Origin of the sequence: Streptomyces sp. NPDC058231 (genome assembly GCF_042882275.1) — a bacterium.
Taxonomy (GTDB): domain Bacteria; phylum Actinomycetota; class Actinomycetes; order Streptomycetales; family Streptomycetaceae; genus Streptomyces.
In genome coordinates, this window is record NZ_JBHVWN010000018.1 from 20,113 (window position 1) to 36,172 (window position 16,060).

16 protein-coding genes are annotated in these 16,060 nt (G+C 71.7%); 5 read left to right on the forward strand and 11 right to left on the reverse strand.

The window, feature by feature from the left end:
• Positions 1–146: 146 nt before the first annotated feature.
• Entirely contained in the window at positions 147–971 is an 825-nt protein-coding gene (locus ACFVXE_RS15390; RefSeq protein ID WP_389671632.1) for a L,D-transpeptidase family protein, read from the forward strand.
• A 301-nt stretch (positions 972–1,272) separates the two neighbouring features.
• Here ACFVXE_RS15390 and metG read toward each other — a convergent pair whose 3' ends face one another.
• Complete coding sequence (metG, locus tag ACFVXE_RS15395; RefSeq protein WP_389671633.1) at positions 1,273–2,877, reverse strand: methionine--tRNA ligase; 1,605 nt, start codon at positions 2,875–2,877, stop codon at positions 1,273–1,275.
• A gap of 153 nt (positions 2,878–3,030) precedes the next feature.
• A complete protein-coding gene (locus ACFVXE_RS15400; protein ID WP_389671634.1) occupies positions 3,031–4,587 on the reverse strand; it encodes a VWA domain-containing protein in 1,557 nt (518 codons plus the stop codon).
• Between the two features lie 352 nt (positions 4,588–4,939).
• On the opposite strand from ACFVXE_RS15400, the gene ACFVXE_RS15405 reads away from it, so the two are divergent.
• Positions 4,940–5,350, forward strand: a complete 411-nt coding sequence (locus ACFVXE_RS15405) for an RNA-binding S4 domain-containing protein (RefSeq protein WP_389671635.1) — start codon at positions 4,940–4,942, stop codon at positions 5,348–5,350.
• Between the two features lie 48 nt (positions 5,351–5,398).
• Here ACFVXE_RS15405 and ACFVXE_RS15410 read toward each other — a convergent pair whose 3' ends face one another.
• The 5 genes from ACFVXE_RS15410 to ACFVXE_RS15430 form a co-directional block, all read right to left on the reverse strand.
• The gene (locus tag ACFVXE_RS15410; RefSeq protein WP_389671636.1) at positions 5,399–7,387 is read right to left on the reverse strand and encodes an FUSC family protein; all 1,989 of its coding nucleotides are present in this window, start codon (positions 7,385–7,387) and stop codon (positions 5,399–5,401) included.
• Positions 7,388–7,404: 17 nt separating this feature from the next.
• A complete protein-coding gene (locus ACFVXE_RS15415; RefSeq protein WP_389671637.1) occupies positions 7,405–7,650 on the reverse strand; it encodes a DUF2630 family protein in 246 nt (81 codons plus the stop codon).
• Between the two features lie 28 nt (positions 7,651–7,678).
• A complete protein-coding gene (locus ACFVXE_RS15420) occupies positions 7,679–8,623 on the reverse strand; it encodes an NADP-dependent oxidoreductase (protein WP_389671638.1) in 945 nt (314 codons plus the stop codon).
• Between the two features lie 165 nt (positions 8,624–8,788).
• A complete protein-coding gene (locus ACFVXE_RS15425) occupies positions 8,789–9,832 on the reverse strand; it encodes an endonuclease/exonuclease/phosphatase family protein (RefSeq protein WP_389671639.1) in 1,044 nt (347 codons plus the stop codon).
• A gap of 92 nt (positions 9,833–9,924) precedes the next feature.
• The gene (locus ACFVXE_RS15430) at positions 9,925–10,812 is read right to left on the reverse strand and encodes a hypothetical protein (RefSeq protein ID WP_389671640.1); all 888 of its coding nucleotides are present in this window, start codon (positions 10,810–10,812) and stop codon (positions 9,925–9,927) included.
• A gap of 121 nt (positions 10,813–10,933) precedes the next feature.
• Here ACFVXE_RS15430 and ACFVXE_RS15435 point away from each other — a divergent pair, with 121 nt between their 5' ends.
• Entirely contained in the window at positions 10,934–11,338 is a 405-nt protein-coding gene (locus tag ACFVXE_RS15435; protein ID WP_389671641.1) for a hypothetical protein, read from the forward strand.
• A gap of 89 nt (positions 11,339–11,427) precedes the next feature.
• Here the strand turns inward: ACFVXE_RS15435 and ACFVXE_RS15440 are convergent, their stop codons facing one another.
• From ACFVXE_RS15440 to ACFVXE_RS15450, 3 genes are all read right to left on the reverse strand, one after another.
• Positions 11,428–11,850, reverse strand: a complete 423-nt coding sequence (locus tag ACFVXE_RS15440) for a universal stress protein (protein WP_389671642.1) — start codon at positions 11,848–11,850, stop codon at positions 11,428–11,430.
• Between the two features lie 124 nt (positions 11,851–11,974).
• Complete coding sequence (locus ACFVXE_RS15445; RefSeq protein WP_389671643.1) at positions 11,975–12,625, reverse strand: FMN reductase; 651 nt, start codon at positions 12,623–12,625, stop codon at positions 11,975–11,977.
• Between the two features lie 6 nt (positions 12,626–12,631).
• Positions 12,632–13,714, reverse strand: coding sequence for an LLM class flavin-dependent oxidoreductase (locus tag ACFVXE_RS15450; RefSeq protein WP_389671644.1), 1,083 nt, complete (start codon positions 13,712–13,714; stop codon positions 12,632–12,634).
• Between the two features lie 450 nt (positions 13,715–14,164).
• Between ACFVXE_RS15450 and trpS the strand changes: the two genes are divergently transcribed.
• Positions 14,165–15,232 carry a tryptophan--tRNA ligase gene (gene trpS, locus ACFVXE_RS15455; RefSeq protein ID WP_389671645.1) on the forward strand — a complete coding sequence of 356 codons (1,068 nt, stop codon included), beginning with the start codon at positions 14,165–14,167 and terminating at the stop codon, positions 15,230–15,232.
• 29 nt (positions 15,233–15,261) lie between these two features.
• Here trpS and ACFVXE_RS15460 read toward each other — a convergent pair whose 3' ends face one another.
• Positions 15,262–15,441, reverse strand: a complete 180-nt coding sequence (locus ACFVXE_RS15460; RefSeq protein WP_389671646.1) for a hypothetical protein — start codon at positions 15,439–15,441, stop codon at positions 15,262–15,264.
• Positions 15,442–15,561: 120 nt separating this feature from the next.
• On the opposite strand from ACFVXE_RS15460, the gene ACFVXE_RS15465 reads away from it, so the two are divergent.
• Positions 15,562–15,993, forward strand: a complete 432-nt coding sequence (locus tag ACFVXE_RS15465) for a DUF4267 domain-containing protein (RefSeq protein WP_389671647.1) — start codon at positions 15,562–15,564, stop codon at positions 15,991–15,993.
• Positions 15,994–16,060 lie beyond the last annotated feature (67 nt).

Consider the following 16,060-nt stretch of genomic DNA (forward strand, 5'->3'; position numbering starts at 1 on the left):
TTCCGGGCCCTTCCGCGGGCGATACAGCCGTATGGCCCTCGTGCGGATTCGCGCTCGCGTGGCACGGCGTTAACTGGATTCAGCGGGACGAGGCGTGACGGGGAGCTCGCCCGGGCCGCGTCACCCACGACCGCTGAGGAGTACCCGTGTCCGCGTCCCGTCCGTCGGCCGTCCGGCGTCCCTCGTACGCCGTCCGCGCCGGAACATGTGCCACCGCGATCCTGCTGCTCACCGCCTGTGCCGGCCCCTCCGGCTCCACCGCCGGCCCCCGGGCGGTCCGGCGGCCCGCCGCGGCTTCCGCCGGTGACCCGGGCCCACAGGCCGACGGGGCACGGGGACGGGCCGCCCCCCGGCCGGACGCGGCGCGCATCCAGCCCGGCGAGATCCCCGCCCTCGGGCTGCGAGCCCGGTCCGCGATCCCGTCGGATTCGAGCCAGGCGCTCATCGTCACCGGGGACGGCTACAACTCCAGCCTGTCCACCGCGGTCCTGTACACCCGTGACGACCCCGCCCTGGGCTGGCGTGCCGCCACGGACATCTGGCCGGCCCGCAACGCGCTGTACGGCTGGACGGACGACCACCGGGAGGGAGATCTCCGCACCCCGACCGGCGTCTACGGACTGACGTCCGCGGGTGGCCTGCTCGATCCGCCCGGCACGCTGCTCCCGTACAACCAGAGCCCGGCGTTCGCCGTGAGTGGCGAGGGCCTGGAAGGGGAGCCGCTGGACGGTTCCTTCGACTACGTCGTCGCCGTCGACTACAACCGGATCCCCGGTGCCTCGCCTCTGGACCCGGAGCGCCCGCTCGGCAAGGAGCGGGGCGGCGGCATCTGGATCCATGTGGATCACCACGGCCCGACCCAGGGCTGCATCTCGCTCCCCGAGGACCGGATGAGGGAGCTGCTGCAGCTCCTCGACCCGGCGAAGAGGCCGGTCGTCGTGATGGGGGACGCGGAGGCACTGGAACAGTGAGGCAGGTACGGGCCCGGCGTCGGGTCCGTGCGGTACGGCGGATGATGACCGCGCCGTGGAGAAGAGCGTCGGATGCCCCACCGGTGAGCATCGAGCCGGACACCGTTCACGAACCGGGTGCGCCGGGTGCGGGGCCGGCGAGCACGGCGAAGGGCCGGGACCCCATGTGCGGTCCCGGCCCTTCGCGGTGTGTCCGTGCGACCTAGGCCCCTCGTCCGGATCAGGCTGGGCTCCGGCCTGCTCCGAGCGGAAGACCCTGGACCGACCGGCAATGGGAGGGCGACGTCATTGCCGGTCGGTCCTAGGCCGGCTTCTCCTCCAGGCGCGGGAACAGCACCGCGCCCTTCGTCACCGTCGCACCCGCCGGCAGCTGTCCCCAGTTGCCCGCGTCCTGCACGCGCTGGTCGGGCAGCGCGCCCAGGGACGGTTCGGCGCCGAGGGATTCCCACAGCTTCTGTGACGTCTCCGGCATCACCGGGTTCAGCAGCACCGCGACACCACGCAGTGCCTCGGCGGCCGTGTAGAGGATCGTCGCGAGGCGGGCCCGGCCCTCCGGGGACTCGTCCTTGGCGACCTTCCAGGGCTCCTGCTCCGTGATGTAGCCGTTGACCTGCTTCACGAACTCGAAGATCGCCAGGATGCCGGCCTGGAAGTCCAGCTCCTCGCCGATCTTCCGGTCGGCCGCGGCGACAGCCTTGGCCAGCCCGTCACGGACCGCCTGCTCGGCCGCACCGTCGGCCGTGGCCTCCGGGAGCGCCCCGCCGAAGTACTTGCCGACCATGGCGGCGACGCGCGAGGCGAGGTTGCCGTAGTCGTTGGCCAGCTCCGAGGTGTAGCGGGCGGTGAAGTCCTCCCAGGAGAACGAGCCGTCGCTGCCGAACGCGATCGCCCGCAGGAAGTACCAGCGGTACGCGTCCACGCCGAAGTGCGAGGTCAGGTCCTGCGGCTTGATGCCGGTCAGGTTCGACTTCGACATCTTCTCGCCGCCGACCATCAGCCAGCCGTTGGCCGCGATCTTGCCGGGCAGCGGCAGACCTTGCGCCATCAGCATCGCGGGCCAGATGACCGCGTGGAACCGGAGGATGTCCTTGCCGACCAGGTGCACGTCGGCCGGGAACGTCCCGTCGAACTTCTCCTGGTTGGCACCGTAGCCGACCGCCGTCGCGTAGTTGAGCAGCGCGTCGACCCACACGTAGATGACGTGCTCGGCGTCCCACGGGACCGGAACGCCCCAGTCGAACGTGGAGCGTGAGATCGACAGGTCCTGCAGACCCTGCTTGACGAAGTTCAGCACCTCGTTGCGCGCCGACTCGGGCTGGATGAAACCGGGGTTGGCCGCGTAGAACTCCAGCAGCTTCGGGCCGTACTCGCTCAGCTTGAAGAAGTAGTTCTCCTCCTTGAGGATCTCCACCGGCTTCTTGTGGACCGCACAGAGCTTCGTGCCGTCCTCCGCCTCGATGAGGTCGCCGGGGAGCTTGTACTCCTCGCAGCCCACGCAGTACGGGCCCTCGTATCCGCCCTTGTAGATCTCACCCTTGTCGTACAGGTCCTGTACGAACTCCTGCACCCGGTCGGTGTGCCGCTTCTCCGTCGTACGGATGAAGTCGTCGTTCGCGATGTTCAGGTGCTCCCAGAGGGGCTTCCAGGCCTCCTCCACGAGCTTGTCGCACCACTCCTGGGGCGTGACGTCGTTCGCCTCGGCAGTGCGCATGATCTTCTGACCGTGCTCGTCCGTGCCGGTGAGGTACCACACCTTCTCGCCACGCTGGCGGTGCCAGCGGGTGAGCACGTCGCCTGCGACGGTCGTGTAGGCGTGGCCCAGGTGAGGAGCGTCGTTGACGTAGTAAATGGGGGTCGAGACGTAGAACGCCGTCGCCCCCTGCTTCTCGGATCCAGTGGCCGCCATGGTCGAAATCCTAACGGCCCGTGGGTGATCCACTCGCACGGACGACCGGTGCCCGGGACCCGGCCCTTCGATCGTGCGTGCGGAGGCGCGGACGGACGGTCACGGCGCCCCGACCCCGGGGCGGGGCGCCGTGACCGTACGGCGCCGGGCGCTTCAGCTGTTGTCGGCGCTCTCGCGGGACTCGAGCCAGGCGGGGAACGCGGCGAGGATCTCCTGGTAGAGCGTGGCGTCCGGCACCTCGCGCGGGGCGGGGCCCGCGTGGAAGAACGCGGCGTTCGGGGCGTCCAGCTTCCGCAGGAAGTCGAAGCCCTTCGCGTCCTCGTCGCCGAACGCGACGAACTGGAAGAACAGCGGCAGCCCTGCCGCCTCGGCGAGCGCCTGCTTGGCGGGCACCTTGGCGTCCGGCGGGCCGTCCGTCTGGAAGATCACCAGCGCGGGGCCGGTGGCTTCCGACTTCTCGTAGTGCGCCACGACCTCCTCGACGGCGCGGTGGTAGCTCGTACGGCCCAGGCGGCCGAGCCCCGCGTGCAGCTCGTCGATCCGGCCCTCGTGGGCGGTGAGGTCGACCGTGCCGGTGCCGTCGATGTCGGTCGAGAAGAACACGACGGGCACGGTGGCGCTCTCGTCCAGGTGCGCGGCGAGGGCGAGCGTGCGGTCGCCCAGGTGCTGGGCGCTGCCGTCCTTGTAGAACGGCCGCATGGAGCCGGAGCGGTCGAGCACCAGGTAGACGGCGGCGCGGCGCCCGGTCAGCCCGTGTGCCTCCAGCGCGGCCTCAGCGGCCCGGTACGGGGCGGCGAGCCCCGGCGCCCGGGACTCGACCTGGGCGAGCGACGTCGCGGACGCCTCGGTGCCGGGTTCCGGTGCGGTCTCGGCCACCGGCGCGTGTGCGGCCTCGGCCGCGACGGCGGGCTCCGGCTCCGGCTCGGGGTCCAGGTCGATGGTGATCGGCGCAGGCAGTGCCTCGGCGGCGGGCTCGGCCTCGGCGGCAGCCTGCTCGGCTTCGGCGGTGACCGGCTCAACCTGGGCAACGACCGGTTCCGGCTCGGCGGCGGTGACCGGCTCGACCGCAACGGCGACCGGCTCCGGCTCAACCTCGGCGGTGACCGGTTCCGGCTCGTCGGCGGGCTCGGCCTCGGCGGTGACCGGCTCAACCTGGGCAACGACCGGCTCGGGCTCGGCGGCGGTGACCGGCTCGACCGCAACGGCGACCGGCTCCGGCTCAACCTCGGCGGTGACCGGTTCCGGCTCGTCGGCGGGCTGGACCTCGGCCTCGGCGGCAACCGGTTCCGGCTCGGCGGCGGGCTCGATCTCAGCGGCGACCGGCTCCGACTCGACGGCGGCGGGCTCGGCCTCGGCCTCAGCGGCAACCAGCTCCGACTTCGTCTCGGTGACGCCCGGCTTCGGGGCCGAGCCCTGGGCCGGGACCGTGGGCTTCGGGCTCGGCGTGGATGCCTTGTCGAAGGCCTCCGCCACCAGGTCCGCCGCCAAACCGCTCCCACCCGAGGAGGATCGGGGCGAGGCAGGTGCGGGCACCGAAGCCTTGGCGGCCGGGGCGGACGTGAGCGCCGGCTCGTCGGCCGTCACCTCGACCGGCTCCGACTCCGTGGACACGGTGCGCTCCGTCTGGGGCGGGACCGTGGCGGTGGTCGGCTCGTCCTGCTCCGTGCGGTCACGGCCGAACACCTTGCGCAGCAAGCTCCGAATGCCCATGGGCGAGGCCTTTCGCATGAGTTGAGTGCGATGAATGTCCGTACTGCGGGAATTGATCCCTGGCCAGGGCGGATACGTAAGGTTAGCGGCCGGATCCGGCCGTTCGGTGGTGCGGCCCGCCCCCGTGTCAATCGGGGTGCGGTGGCCCCTACTTCACTCCATGTGCATCCGAAGTCCCATCCACCACACGGTTGAGTCTCGCCGCCGATGTGCGGACGGCACGGGGAAGGTCCCGGTGTCGATGCCCCGGGCCCGGTCGGCACGGTGCTGCATACGGCGCCCGGTCGGGTCGTCGCGCGGCCGAACTCCTCAGGAGGCCCGCGGCGTGCGAAGAAGCCCTACAGTCGGAGACATGGTTTCGGGTGAGGCACCGCAGGCGGAGGGAAGCGTCCGCGTCGACAGCTGGATCTGGTCGGTACGGCTGACCAAGACCCGCTCGCAGGCCGCTGCCGCCTGCCGCGCGGGACACGTCAAGGTCAACGGCGACCGGGCCAAGCCGGCGCAGACTCTGCGCGTGGGGGACGAGGTACGGCTCCGGCACGACGGCCGGGACCGGATCGTCGTCGTGCAGCGGATCGTCAAGAAGCGGGTCGGTCCTCCGGTGGCGGCCGAGTGCCTCATCGACAACAGCCCGCCCCCGCCGCCGCGCGAAGCCGTGATCCAGGTACCGGTCCGTGACCGTGGCACGGGCCGCCCGACCAAGCGCGACCGCCGTGAGATGGAGCGCCTCCACCACCACGGCTCCGGGAACCGGCCCGCCTGAGCCGGTCAAGCCCCCACGAGTGCCTCTGCGACTGCGGAGCCTGCGCGGCTACGGCGAGGCGATCGCCCGCGCCGAAGCCACCTCCTGGCGCAGCGGCGCCAGAACCCCTTCCTCGTCGCCCGGCAATTCGGTCCGCACCGCCACCAGGTCCTCGCTCGTCCGTAGCCGTTCCGCCAGCTCCCGCAGCTGCTGCTGGACCTCGGCCACCTCGGCGGGGGCCGGTTCCGGAGCACCGTGGTCGACCCTGACCCGGGCGGCCGTCGTCGCGTCCACGATCCGCTCGACGGCGACGACCAGCGGCCACCAGGCGGCGGCCCGTGTGCCGACCGGCGGAGGTTCTGTCAGGGCACGCTGGAACTCGGACCGTACGTATGACAGGTCGCGGTAGATCCTGCGCCGCGCCCGGACCCGCTCCGACTGGTCGGCGGCGGAGACGTGCCCGCCCGGGCCGCTCCCGCCCACGCCGCCCTCGTCACCCGCGCCGAACGCGTACGTCACGTAGTCGGCGACGTCCGTCACCGCGTCCGCGAGCCGGTGCCCGATCCGGGTGTGCCAGCTCTCGGGCCACAGCAGATAGCCCGCCACCAGCACGATCGCGCAGCCGATGAGGCTGTCCACCAGGCGCGGCCGGACCAGATCCACCCCTCGGTGGTTCAGCAGTTCGGACAGGAGCAGGATCACCGGTGTGATGGCCGCCGTCTGGAACGCGTACCCCTTCGCCGTGAAGGCCGGGATCAGTGCGGCCAGTACCGCCATCACCGGCACGTCCCACCAGCCGTCCGGTACCGCGGCGAGGACCGGTGCGGCGATGACGAGACCGGCCGCCGTGCCCACCGCGCGCAGCACGGCACGGGAGAAGACCGAGCCGAAGTCAGGCTTGAGCACGAAGGTGACGGTGAGCGCCACCCAGTAGGAGCGGTCCACGGCGACCACCACGGTCAGTGACTGGGCCAGGCCGATGCAGAGGGCCAGCCGCAGGCCGTACCGCCACGACGTCCTGGAGAACAGCATGGTGCGGGTCGCGCGCCGCATCCGTACCCGCAGCGAGGCGGGACGGCCCAGCCGGTCGTCCAGGCTGTACGGATCGAGGCCGGGCCGGTGCACGACGGCCGCCGCGTGACGCAGGGCGCTGTCCACCGCCCGGGTGGCGGCCGAGTCGGGTGCGGGCAGATCCGGTTCGATGCCGCCGGTGCGGCTCTCCCCCACCGCCGCCGCCAGCTCCCGTACGGCCGCGGGCACGGCGGTGGGCAGCCGGATCCGCCGGACATGCACCGCGGGCGCCGCCTCGGTGAGCGGGATGACCACATTGAGCTGGGCGAGCAGCCGCACCATCGTGTCGCTGCGGCCGTGGTACCGGGCCCGTCGAGCCAGGATCAGGTCGTACGCGGTGTTCAGCGACTGGGTGACGGCGTGCCGCTGCTTCTCGTACCCGTCGGTGCCCGCGGCGGCCAGCAGATCGGCGACCGTGAGGTACGTGTCCGCGACCGCGACCCGCTCCGGCAGCTTCCGTCGCATCGGCCACGCCAGCAGTGTCAGCGCGAGCACGAGCAGTCCGCCGACCAACAGCAGCAGCGGCGCCACCCACCAGGGCTGCGGCAGCGGCAGCCCGGCACCGACGACCGAGTTGAGCAGGAGCACCAGTCCGGACGCGGAGGCGACCGCGCCGATCGTCGAGATCATCCCCGAGACCAGGGCGACGACGGTCAGCACCGCGACGGACGCCCATCCGGTGCCGTACACCAGCGTGCCGAGCGTGATGCCGAGGGCGCCGAACAGTTGCGGCACGGCGATGTTGAGGATCCGCATCCGGTACGCGTCGGCGGTGTCGCCGATGACGCCGGAGAGCGCGCCCATGGAGACGAGCGCGCCGAAGGCCGGGCGGTCGAGTGCGAGGCCGACGGCGAGCGGTACGGCCAGTGCGACGGAGGCACGGACCACGGCGGCCCACGGTACGGGGGCGGGCAGCGGGCGCAGCCCGTTCAGCAGCCAGCCCGGTGGCGCGGACCGTCTCCGCCCCGACTCGGCCTCCGTCGGCAAACGTCCCTGACGTGTGATCAGCTCTGGTATCCCTCTACTTCCGTGGCCGGGCGGACCCTTGCCCCGGACGGGTCCGCACCGAACTCGTTGAGCGCGCGCCGCTGCCGCAGCAGGTCCCAGTACTGTTCGAGCTGGGCTTCCACGGTACGCAGGCGCGATCTCTCGTCCGGAGTGAGGCCCGTGTCCGGGGTGGAGCGGTCGCGCAGCGCGCGCTCCTCGGACACCAGTCCGCCGATGTTGTCGATGATCTCCCGGTCGTCCATGACGCCTCCATTCGTCTCGGATGTCTGGTCAGAGCACGAACAGGGTCTTGCCGCGGGCGCCGCCCGCACGGTTCCGGTCAAGAGCCTGTGGGGCCTTCTCCAGGGGTAGTTCGATGTCGACGGGCACCTGCAGCACGCCCTCCGCGGCCCCCGCCGCCAGGACGTCGAGCAGGACAGGTGTCGGTTCGAGGCGGAAGTCGATCCCTCCGACACCCGTGGGGAGCGCGGCCGGGCCTGCGACTCCCCGGGTGGTGACGGCGATGCCGCCGTCGCGTACCAGCGCCGCATGGGCGGCGAATGCCTCCGGGGTGGCGGACACCAGGTCGACGAGCGCGTCGACGCCCTCGGGGCAGGCATCCCGCACCGCCGCTTCGAGTGGACGGACCGTCGTGTCGATCGTGACGGCGGCGCCGAGCGCCCTCATCCGGTGTTCCTCGTCGCCACGCACCGCCGCGAGGACGCGCAGATCCCGGGCCGACGCGAGCTGCGTCAGATAGCTGCCGACGCCGCCCGCGGCCCCGATGATCAGCAGGCTTTCGTGGCCGCGCAGCACCGCGGTCTCCAGGAGTTGCGCCGCGGCCATGCCGGCGGACGGCAGCGCCGCAGCTGTCCGGAGCGGAAGGCCCTCCGGTACCAGGGTGATCGCGGAGTCCTGCGGGACGGAGACGAAGTCGCAGTACGTGCCCCCGCCGGCCGGAGTCCCACCGACCCGGCCGAAGACGCAGTCGCCCACCCGGAAGCGGTTGTCGCCGCGGCCGATCATGTCCACCCGGCCCGCGTAGTCCACGCCGACGACCAGGGGGAACACCGGCGGCGCGACCGCATCGGGGTCCTCGTCCGCGAGCTGCCAGTCGCACGGGTTGAGCGCGGCGTACTCGATCCTGACACGCACCTCGCCGGCCTCGGGGTCCGGCTTGGGAAGCTGGACCAGTGCGGGTTCGGCCCGGAACGCGCTGACGACTACGGCTCGCATACGGATCGACCTTTCAGTCGCCCCCGGCGGTCACACGGTCCCCCAGACCCCACTCTTCCCCGGCCCGCGCGGGGCCGCACGTCGAGCCCGGACGCAGCCGTTCGGGTGCCCGCCGTCCGGGTGACCCGGGCCGTGAGGTGAGTGGTGACCGCGGCCGTCCGGCCGTCAGCCCCCGTGGAGTTCGAGCGCCACGAGAAGCGCGCGGTGGTCGGTGCCGTCGAGGTGCAGAAACCGGGCGGACCGTACCGCGAAGTCGTCGCTGACCAGCACATGGTCGATCTGGGTACGCAGCGGCACGGTGCGGTCCGCGGGCCAGGAGTACGTACGGGACGCACCGGCGATCCGCGCGCTGTCGTGGAGCCCGCCCGCGTCGAGGACGGCGCGGAAGGCGGCATGGTCCTGGGAGGCGTTGAAGTCGCCCGCCAGGACGGTGCGCTCCCCCTTCGCCCCGGCGGCGAACTCCCGGACCCGGCCGAGTTCCGCGCGCCAGGTGCCGACACCGCCGGGGAGCGGCGGCATCGGATGTGCCAGCTGCAGCCGGACGTCCCTGCCCGCCACGACGGCGACCGAACCGGGCATCGCCATCGCCCCGTCGATCCGGCCCGCCGCGCGCAGCGGGTAGCGGCTGAGGAGGGCCGACCCGCGTGAACCGTCGAGCCGTGCGACGTCGCGATACGGATAGGAGGCGCGCGGGACCCGGGCGGCGAGGGCGTCCGCGCAGCGGAAGTCGCACTCCTCGACGAAGACCACGTCGGGCCGCTCCCGGCGGACCGCGGTGATCAGCGAGTCCGTGGCGCCGCCGAACTCCACATTGGAGGTGAGCACGCTCAACCGGGCGACGACCGGGCCGTGTGCGCCGGTCGCGCCGGTCCCGTACGGACGCAGGAACCACACGGTCAGGGCGAGTACGGCCACCGCCCACGCCATCCCGGTACGCCATCGGGCCAGCGCCGCCAGCAGGAGGGCGGCCCCGCCCGGCACCAGCAGCCAGGGCAGGAAGGCGAGGGCCTGCGGCACGGGTGTCGGACCGTCGGCGTCCGCCAGCCGGAACCCGACGACGACGCTCACCGCCGCCAGCGCGACAGCCGCACCCAGGAGCGCGACGCGCCTGGCAGTGCCGGGGTGTCCGTCCCCACCGCCGGTACCGCTCGGGCCGGACGTCTCCGGGCGTCCGCGCGTACCGGTACCGGCCGGTTCGGTGCTCTCCACAGGTCCGGGCCTCTCGCAGTGACCGACAGAGGGAGACCGCATCCTCCCCGATGCGATGCGATGCGATGCGATGCGATGCGGGCCGGGCCGGGTCAGGTCCGGACGGACGATCCCCGCCCCGCCCACATGCGCGCGAACACCGCGCACAGCGCCACCGCCACCCCCGTGCCGAGGACGACCCACGCCGTCGTACGGAGTGAGGCCGTCAGCGCGTCGTACACTGCCGCCGCCGCGTCGTGGTCGCTGCCCGGCACCCCGGCCAGCACCCGGTTCCGGGCGATCGCGATCACCGCGCGCAGCACCAGCGCGCCGAGTGCGAAGCCCAGCCCGACGACCGCGGTGGCCGTCAGCCCGGAGCGGACGGCGCCCGCCCGGCCGGGCCCTCCGCGCACCGCCGCGACGATGACGGCCGCGACCGCGAACAGCACGGTGCCGACGGCGGGCCAGATGCTGCCGGCCCGCAGCCACCGGAAGGTGTGGCGCAGCTGGTCCGCGTGGTCGGCGGAGAGCAGGGTGATGTCGGTGTGCTGGACCGGGATTCCGTCGGCGAACGGGACCCCGCTGTCCAGCAGCTGCCGCCTGATCTGCTCGGTCACCGGCGCCAGGTCGATGTCCACGGCCTTGCCGCCGTCACCGTTCAGCGCGGCGGTGACCGCCTTGTGGGCCGTGCGGTTGGCGGCGTTCCACGCTGTACGGAAGGCATCCGTGGTGGTGAAGGACTGCACCGCCTCGTGCAGGAAATTCCGCACGGTGTCCTGGAGCGGACCGGCGTCGATCTGCTTCATGGCCTTGTCGGTGATCAGGTCGGACACGATGTCCTGCACGTCGGGGTCGGAGGCGAGCGGCTCGACCGCGGCGACGTACCGATCCGTGTTGTCGATCTCCAGATCCACCCAGGCGGCGAGTGCGCTGAGCGGGACGAGCACGGCCAGCAGTACGAGGAGTACCGCCGCCAGAGCCGCCGAGAGAGAGGTGCGCACCTCTCAAGGGAATCCCGGACGGCGCCGCCGCGCTCCGGGCCGTGCGCCATTCGAGTTGCCGGGCGGCGCGACCGGGTGTGCCCTGGAGTGAAACAGGGGGCGACGGAAGGAGCTCTCGGCGATGGCCACACATGCTTCGATGCCGACGCGACGCGCCACGCAGGCGCGTACCCACCGCCCCTCCACGCTGAGCTGGGCGATGCCTCTCACCCTGGGTGTGATCGCGGGCTGGTGGGCGACGTCCATCGTGCGCGGCGGTGGTGTGCTCACCGGCACGCAGCTCGCGCTCGGCCTGATCACAGGCGCCGTGCTGGCGGCGCTCTGCTACGGCCTCGGCCGGGTGCAGAAGCGGCTGCCCGTGGGGACCAGGGCCACTGCGTACGGCGTGCTGTTCGGCGGCACGGTCGGCTTCCTGTACAGCCTGTCCGACAAGAGCGTGCTCGCGGCGTCCGTACTCGGTCTGATCACCGCGGGGGCCATGTGGGTGTGCGCCTTCTACGTGTTCTACAACATGACGGGCGACTGAACGGTCGACGGGCGACCGAGTCCCTCCGCGTTCGTCCGGAAGGGGCGGCCCCGCGCACCGTCGCGCGGGGCCGCTTCCGTCGGTGCTCGTCAGTTGCGGACGACGGTCACCGGGCACGACGCGTGCTGGGTGACGTGGAGGCTGACCGAGCCGAGCAGGGTGGCCTTGAACCCGCTGTAGCCACGTGCCCCGACGACCAGCAGGTTCGCGCCCTTCGCGCGGTCCAGCAGGGCTTCCGCCGGGTTGCCGATCACCACGATCTTGCTGATGGCGGCGGCGCCCTCCGCGCCGAGTGCCTCCTCCAGCGCCTCGGTGAGCGAGATGATGGCGAGGGCCTGCGGGTCGAAGTCCTCCGGCATGCCCGGCATCATGGACGCCCAACTGGTCGCGGGGTACTCCCAGCTGTTGACGGCCTCGACCGAGTCCCCGGTCAGCTCGCCCTGGCGCACGGCCCAGTGCAGTGCCTTGATCGACGACTCGGAGCCGTCCACGCCCACCACGATCCTGCCCATCTCTGCCTCCACCTCAGTTCATCCCATATCTGTGCATACATCCCACAGTGCATCTTTGCGGGTAACTGTAATCAAAGCGGACAGAGTGTCGAGGGGCAGGCGATCCCGTCCCGCGCCGCCCCGGTCAGTTCGCCCCCAGGCCGGCGAGCTGCTGCTCGAACGGCACCACCTCGTCGTCGAGGCCCGGTGCCCGCGACGCCCCGGAGACCGCCCGACCGCCCGTGAGCATCCCCGCGAGCTCGCCGCCCGCCCGCCGGATCCGGGACGGCAGCCCCTCGGTGAACTCGTCGCCGGACGAGCCCCAGTCCTCCGAGGCCGCGTACACGGACGTCGGCACGACGGTGGCCCTCAGGTAGGCGAAGAGCGGCCGCATCGCGTGCTCCAGGACCAGCGAGTGACGGGGGGTGCCACCGGTGGCGGCGATCAGCACGGGCTTGCCGGTCAGCGCCGTGTTGTCGATCAGGTCGAGGAACGATTTGAACAGCCCGCTGTACGAGGCGGTGAAGACCGGCGACACGGCTATCAGGCCGTCCGCCTCCGTGACCGCGTCGATCGCCTCGTCCAGCGGCGGCGGGGCGAACCCCGTCACCAGGTGGTTGGCGATGTCGACGGCCAGGTCGCGCAGCTCGATCACGCGGATCTCCACCGGGCGGTCCTGCGCCTGCGCCAGCCCGTCCCGGGCGGCGGCCGCCAGTCGGTCGGCCAGCAGTCGGGTCGAGGACGGCCGGCTCAGTCCGGCGGATACGGCGACGATCTTCAGGGCCTCGGTCTGCATGGCTGGTCAGATCTCCTTCGTGCGGGCGGCGACGGCCGGGTGGACGGGGGCGGATTCCGGCACTCCGGCCGGCCGCAGGGCGGCGAACTCCTTGCGCAGCACCGGTACGACCTCCTCGCCGAGGATGTCGAGCTGCTCCAGGACCGTCTTCAGCGGGAGGCCCGCGTGGTCCATCAGGAACAGCTGGCGCTGGTAGTCGCCCACGGCGTCACGGAACGACAGGGTCCGCTCGATGACCTCCTGCGGGGACCCGACGGTCAGCGGGGTCTGCCGCGAGAAGTCCTCCAGGGAGGGCCCGTGTCCGTAGACCGGGGCGTTGTCGAAGTACGGGCGGAACTCCCGTACCGCGTCCTGCGAGTTCTTCCGCATGAAGACCTGGCCGCCGAGGCCCACGATGGCCTGCTCGGCGGTGCCGTGCCCGTAGTGCGCGTAGCGCCGTCGGTAGAGGTCCACCATCTTCTGGGTGTGCTCGATGGGCCAGAAGATGTTGTTGTGGAAGAAGCCGTCGCCGTAGTAAGCGGCCTGCTCGGCGATCTCCGGGGAGCGGATCGAGCCGTGCCAGACGAACGGTGGTACGCCGTCGAGCGGTCGCGGGGTCGCGGTGAAGGACTGCAGCGGCGTACGGAACCTGCCCTCCCAGTCGACGACGTCCTCACGCCACAGCTTGTGCAGCAGGGCGTAGTTCTCGACGGCGAGCGGGATGCCCTGGCGGATGTCCTTGCCGAACCACGGGTAGACCGGGCCGGTGTTGCCGCGTCCCATCATCAGGTCGATCCGGCCGTCCGCCAGGTGCTGCAGGGTCGCGTAGTCCTCGGCGATCTTCACCGGGTCATTGGTGGTGATCAGCGTCGTGGACGTGGACAGGATCAGGTTCTCGGTGCGGGCGGCGATGTAGCCGAGCGTGGTCGTCGGCGAGGACGGGACGAACGGCGGGTTGTGGTGCTCGCCGGTGGCGAAGACGTCCAGGCCCACCTCCTCGGCCTTCAGGGCGATCGCGAGGGTCGCCTTGATCCGCTCGTGCTCGCTCGGCGTCCGGCCGGTCGTGGGGTCGGTGGTGACGTCTCCGACGGTGAAGATCCCGAACTGCATGGCGCCCGCCTCCGTGAGCTAATGGTTGAACCTTGAACTATTTGGTCCCACCCTACAACGGGTCACCCCCGCTCCCTATTCCGGCGCCCGGGGGAGGGCGCGCGACGCTGCGTGCTCCTGTCGGGCGGCGTACGGCGCCGGACCGGGAGGCGGGTCCACCTGCTCTTCCATGGCGGCGATCTCGCCCACGGGTGACGCCCTCCGGGTGGATCCGATCCGGGGCGAGCCGAGGAAATGTGCCGCGACGGTCCGGCCGGCCCGCGTTAGACTCGGCCCATGACCTCCGCACCGTGCCGGAACTGGTGGCGCTCCTCCTAGGAGCGGCCGCCTCATCTGCACGGATCCAGGGCCGTTCGATATGGACGGCCCTTCTCTCTGCCCTCCTACGGGTACGGATGTCGATCCCGGCGGGCCGTCCTCCACGCAACCAGCACTCGCGAGGAGAGACCCATGACCACCGTCACCGCACCTGCCATCACCGCCACCGCCGCCGCCCGGCGTCGCAGCGCCGAGCTGGAGCAGCGGATCCAGCAGGATCCCGGGAGGTTCCGGGTGATGACCGGGGACCGGCCCACCGGGGCGCTGCACCTGGGGCACTACTTCGGCACCCTGCACAACCGGGTCCGGCTGCAGGACCTCGGTGTGGACGTGTTCGTGATCATCGCCGACTACCAGGTGCTGACCGACCGGGACGTCGCCGACCGGCTGGGCGAGCACATGGAGGGCATGCTGCTGGACTATCTGGCCATCGGTATCGACCCCGCCCGCACCACGGTCTTCAACCACAGCGCCGTGCCCGCGCTGAACCAGCTGATGCTGCCGTTCCTCAGCCTCGTATCCGTCGCCGAGCTCAACCGCAATCCCACGGTCAAGGACGAGATCGCGCACTCCCGGCAGTCCGCCGTCAGCGGGCTGATGTTCACGTATCCCGTGCACCAGGCAGCCGACATCCTCTTCTGCAAGGGCAACCTGGTGCCGGTCGGACAGGACCAGCTGCCGCACCTCGAAGTGACGCGCACCGTCGCCCGCCGCTTCAACGAGCGTTACGGGGAAGTCTTCCCGGAGCCGGACGCCCTGCTCTCCGCCGCGCCGCTCCTGCTCGGTACGGACGGCACCAAGATGAGCAAGAGCCGCGGGAACTCCATCGCGCTCCGTGCCACCGCGGACGAGACGGCGCGCCTGATCCGTGGGGCGAGGACGGACGCCGACCGGCGCATCACGTACGAACCGGAGACCCGGCCCGAGGTGTCGAGTCTCGTGCTGCTCGCCGCGCTCTGTCTCGACCGGGACCCGCACGAGGTCGCCGAGGAGATCGGTGACGGCGGCGGCGCCGTGCTCAAACGGACGGTGACGGACGCCGTCAACGGTCGCCTGGCGCCGGTGCGGACCCGCCGGGCGGAGTACGCGCGGGACCTGGCGTACGTACGGTCGGTGCTGCGGGCCGGGAACGAGCGGGCCGACGCCGTGGCCGAGGCCACGCTGGCGGAAGTGCGGGAGGTGATGGGGGGAGTGCTCTAGACCGGCCGGCACCCGCTCCTCGCCGGGCGTCAGGTGCCGGCCACCGCCATCTCGATCAGCAGGTCCACACGTGCGCGGTGGGCCCCGGGGCGCAGCCTGTTGCCGTCGGTGAGTGTGGCGATCCCGTGCAGCGCGTCGCGCGGTGCGGACCGCGCGACGCGGGCCGCCCGCAGCGCGTCGGCGAGTTCGCCGAACCCCTCGACGGCCACGGCCGCCACGATTGCTAGCGGTGCTAGACATTAGAGCGCCGACAGGTCTAGCATCGAGCTGAAGGCTAGCGTTGCTAGAAGCGGTGAACTCGTCTGCCGCACAAACTTGTTGGGGGAAACATGACGAAGCGTCACATCACCACGTCGCTCGCTCTGCTGACCGGCGCCGCCGTGCTGTTCTTCGGACTCAACTTCCTGCTGAACCCCGACGGGGCACCCGACGGCTTCGGTATCGAGCCCTGGCCACAGGGAAACGCGGCGGGCTACTTCGTCGTCAAGGGCGTACGCGATCTCGCCGTGGCGGCCACCGTGTTCCTGCTGCTCGCCCGCGGTCAGCGCCGGACGCTGGGATGGGTGGTGCTGATCGACGCGATCCTTCCGCTCGGCGACGCACTCGCGGTCCTCACCCACGGCGGATCGCTCACCACGGCGCTCAGCGTGCACATATCGGCGGCATCGGTCGTCCTGCTGACCGCCGTCATGCTGCTCACCGAGCGCTCCGCGGACCGTCCGGAAGCCCGGGGCGCCGTGCGGCAGCCGGCCGCGAGGTGACCCGGCTGCCGCGGCAGGATCGCCGGCGCCGGCCTCGCACGATGCGCGAAGCACCGGCGCGACACGT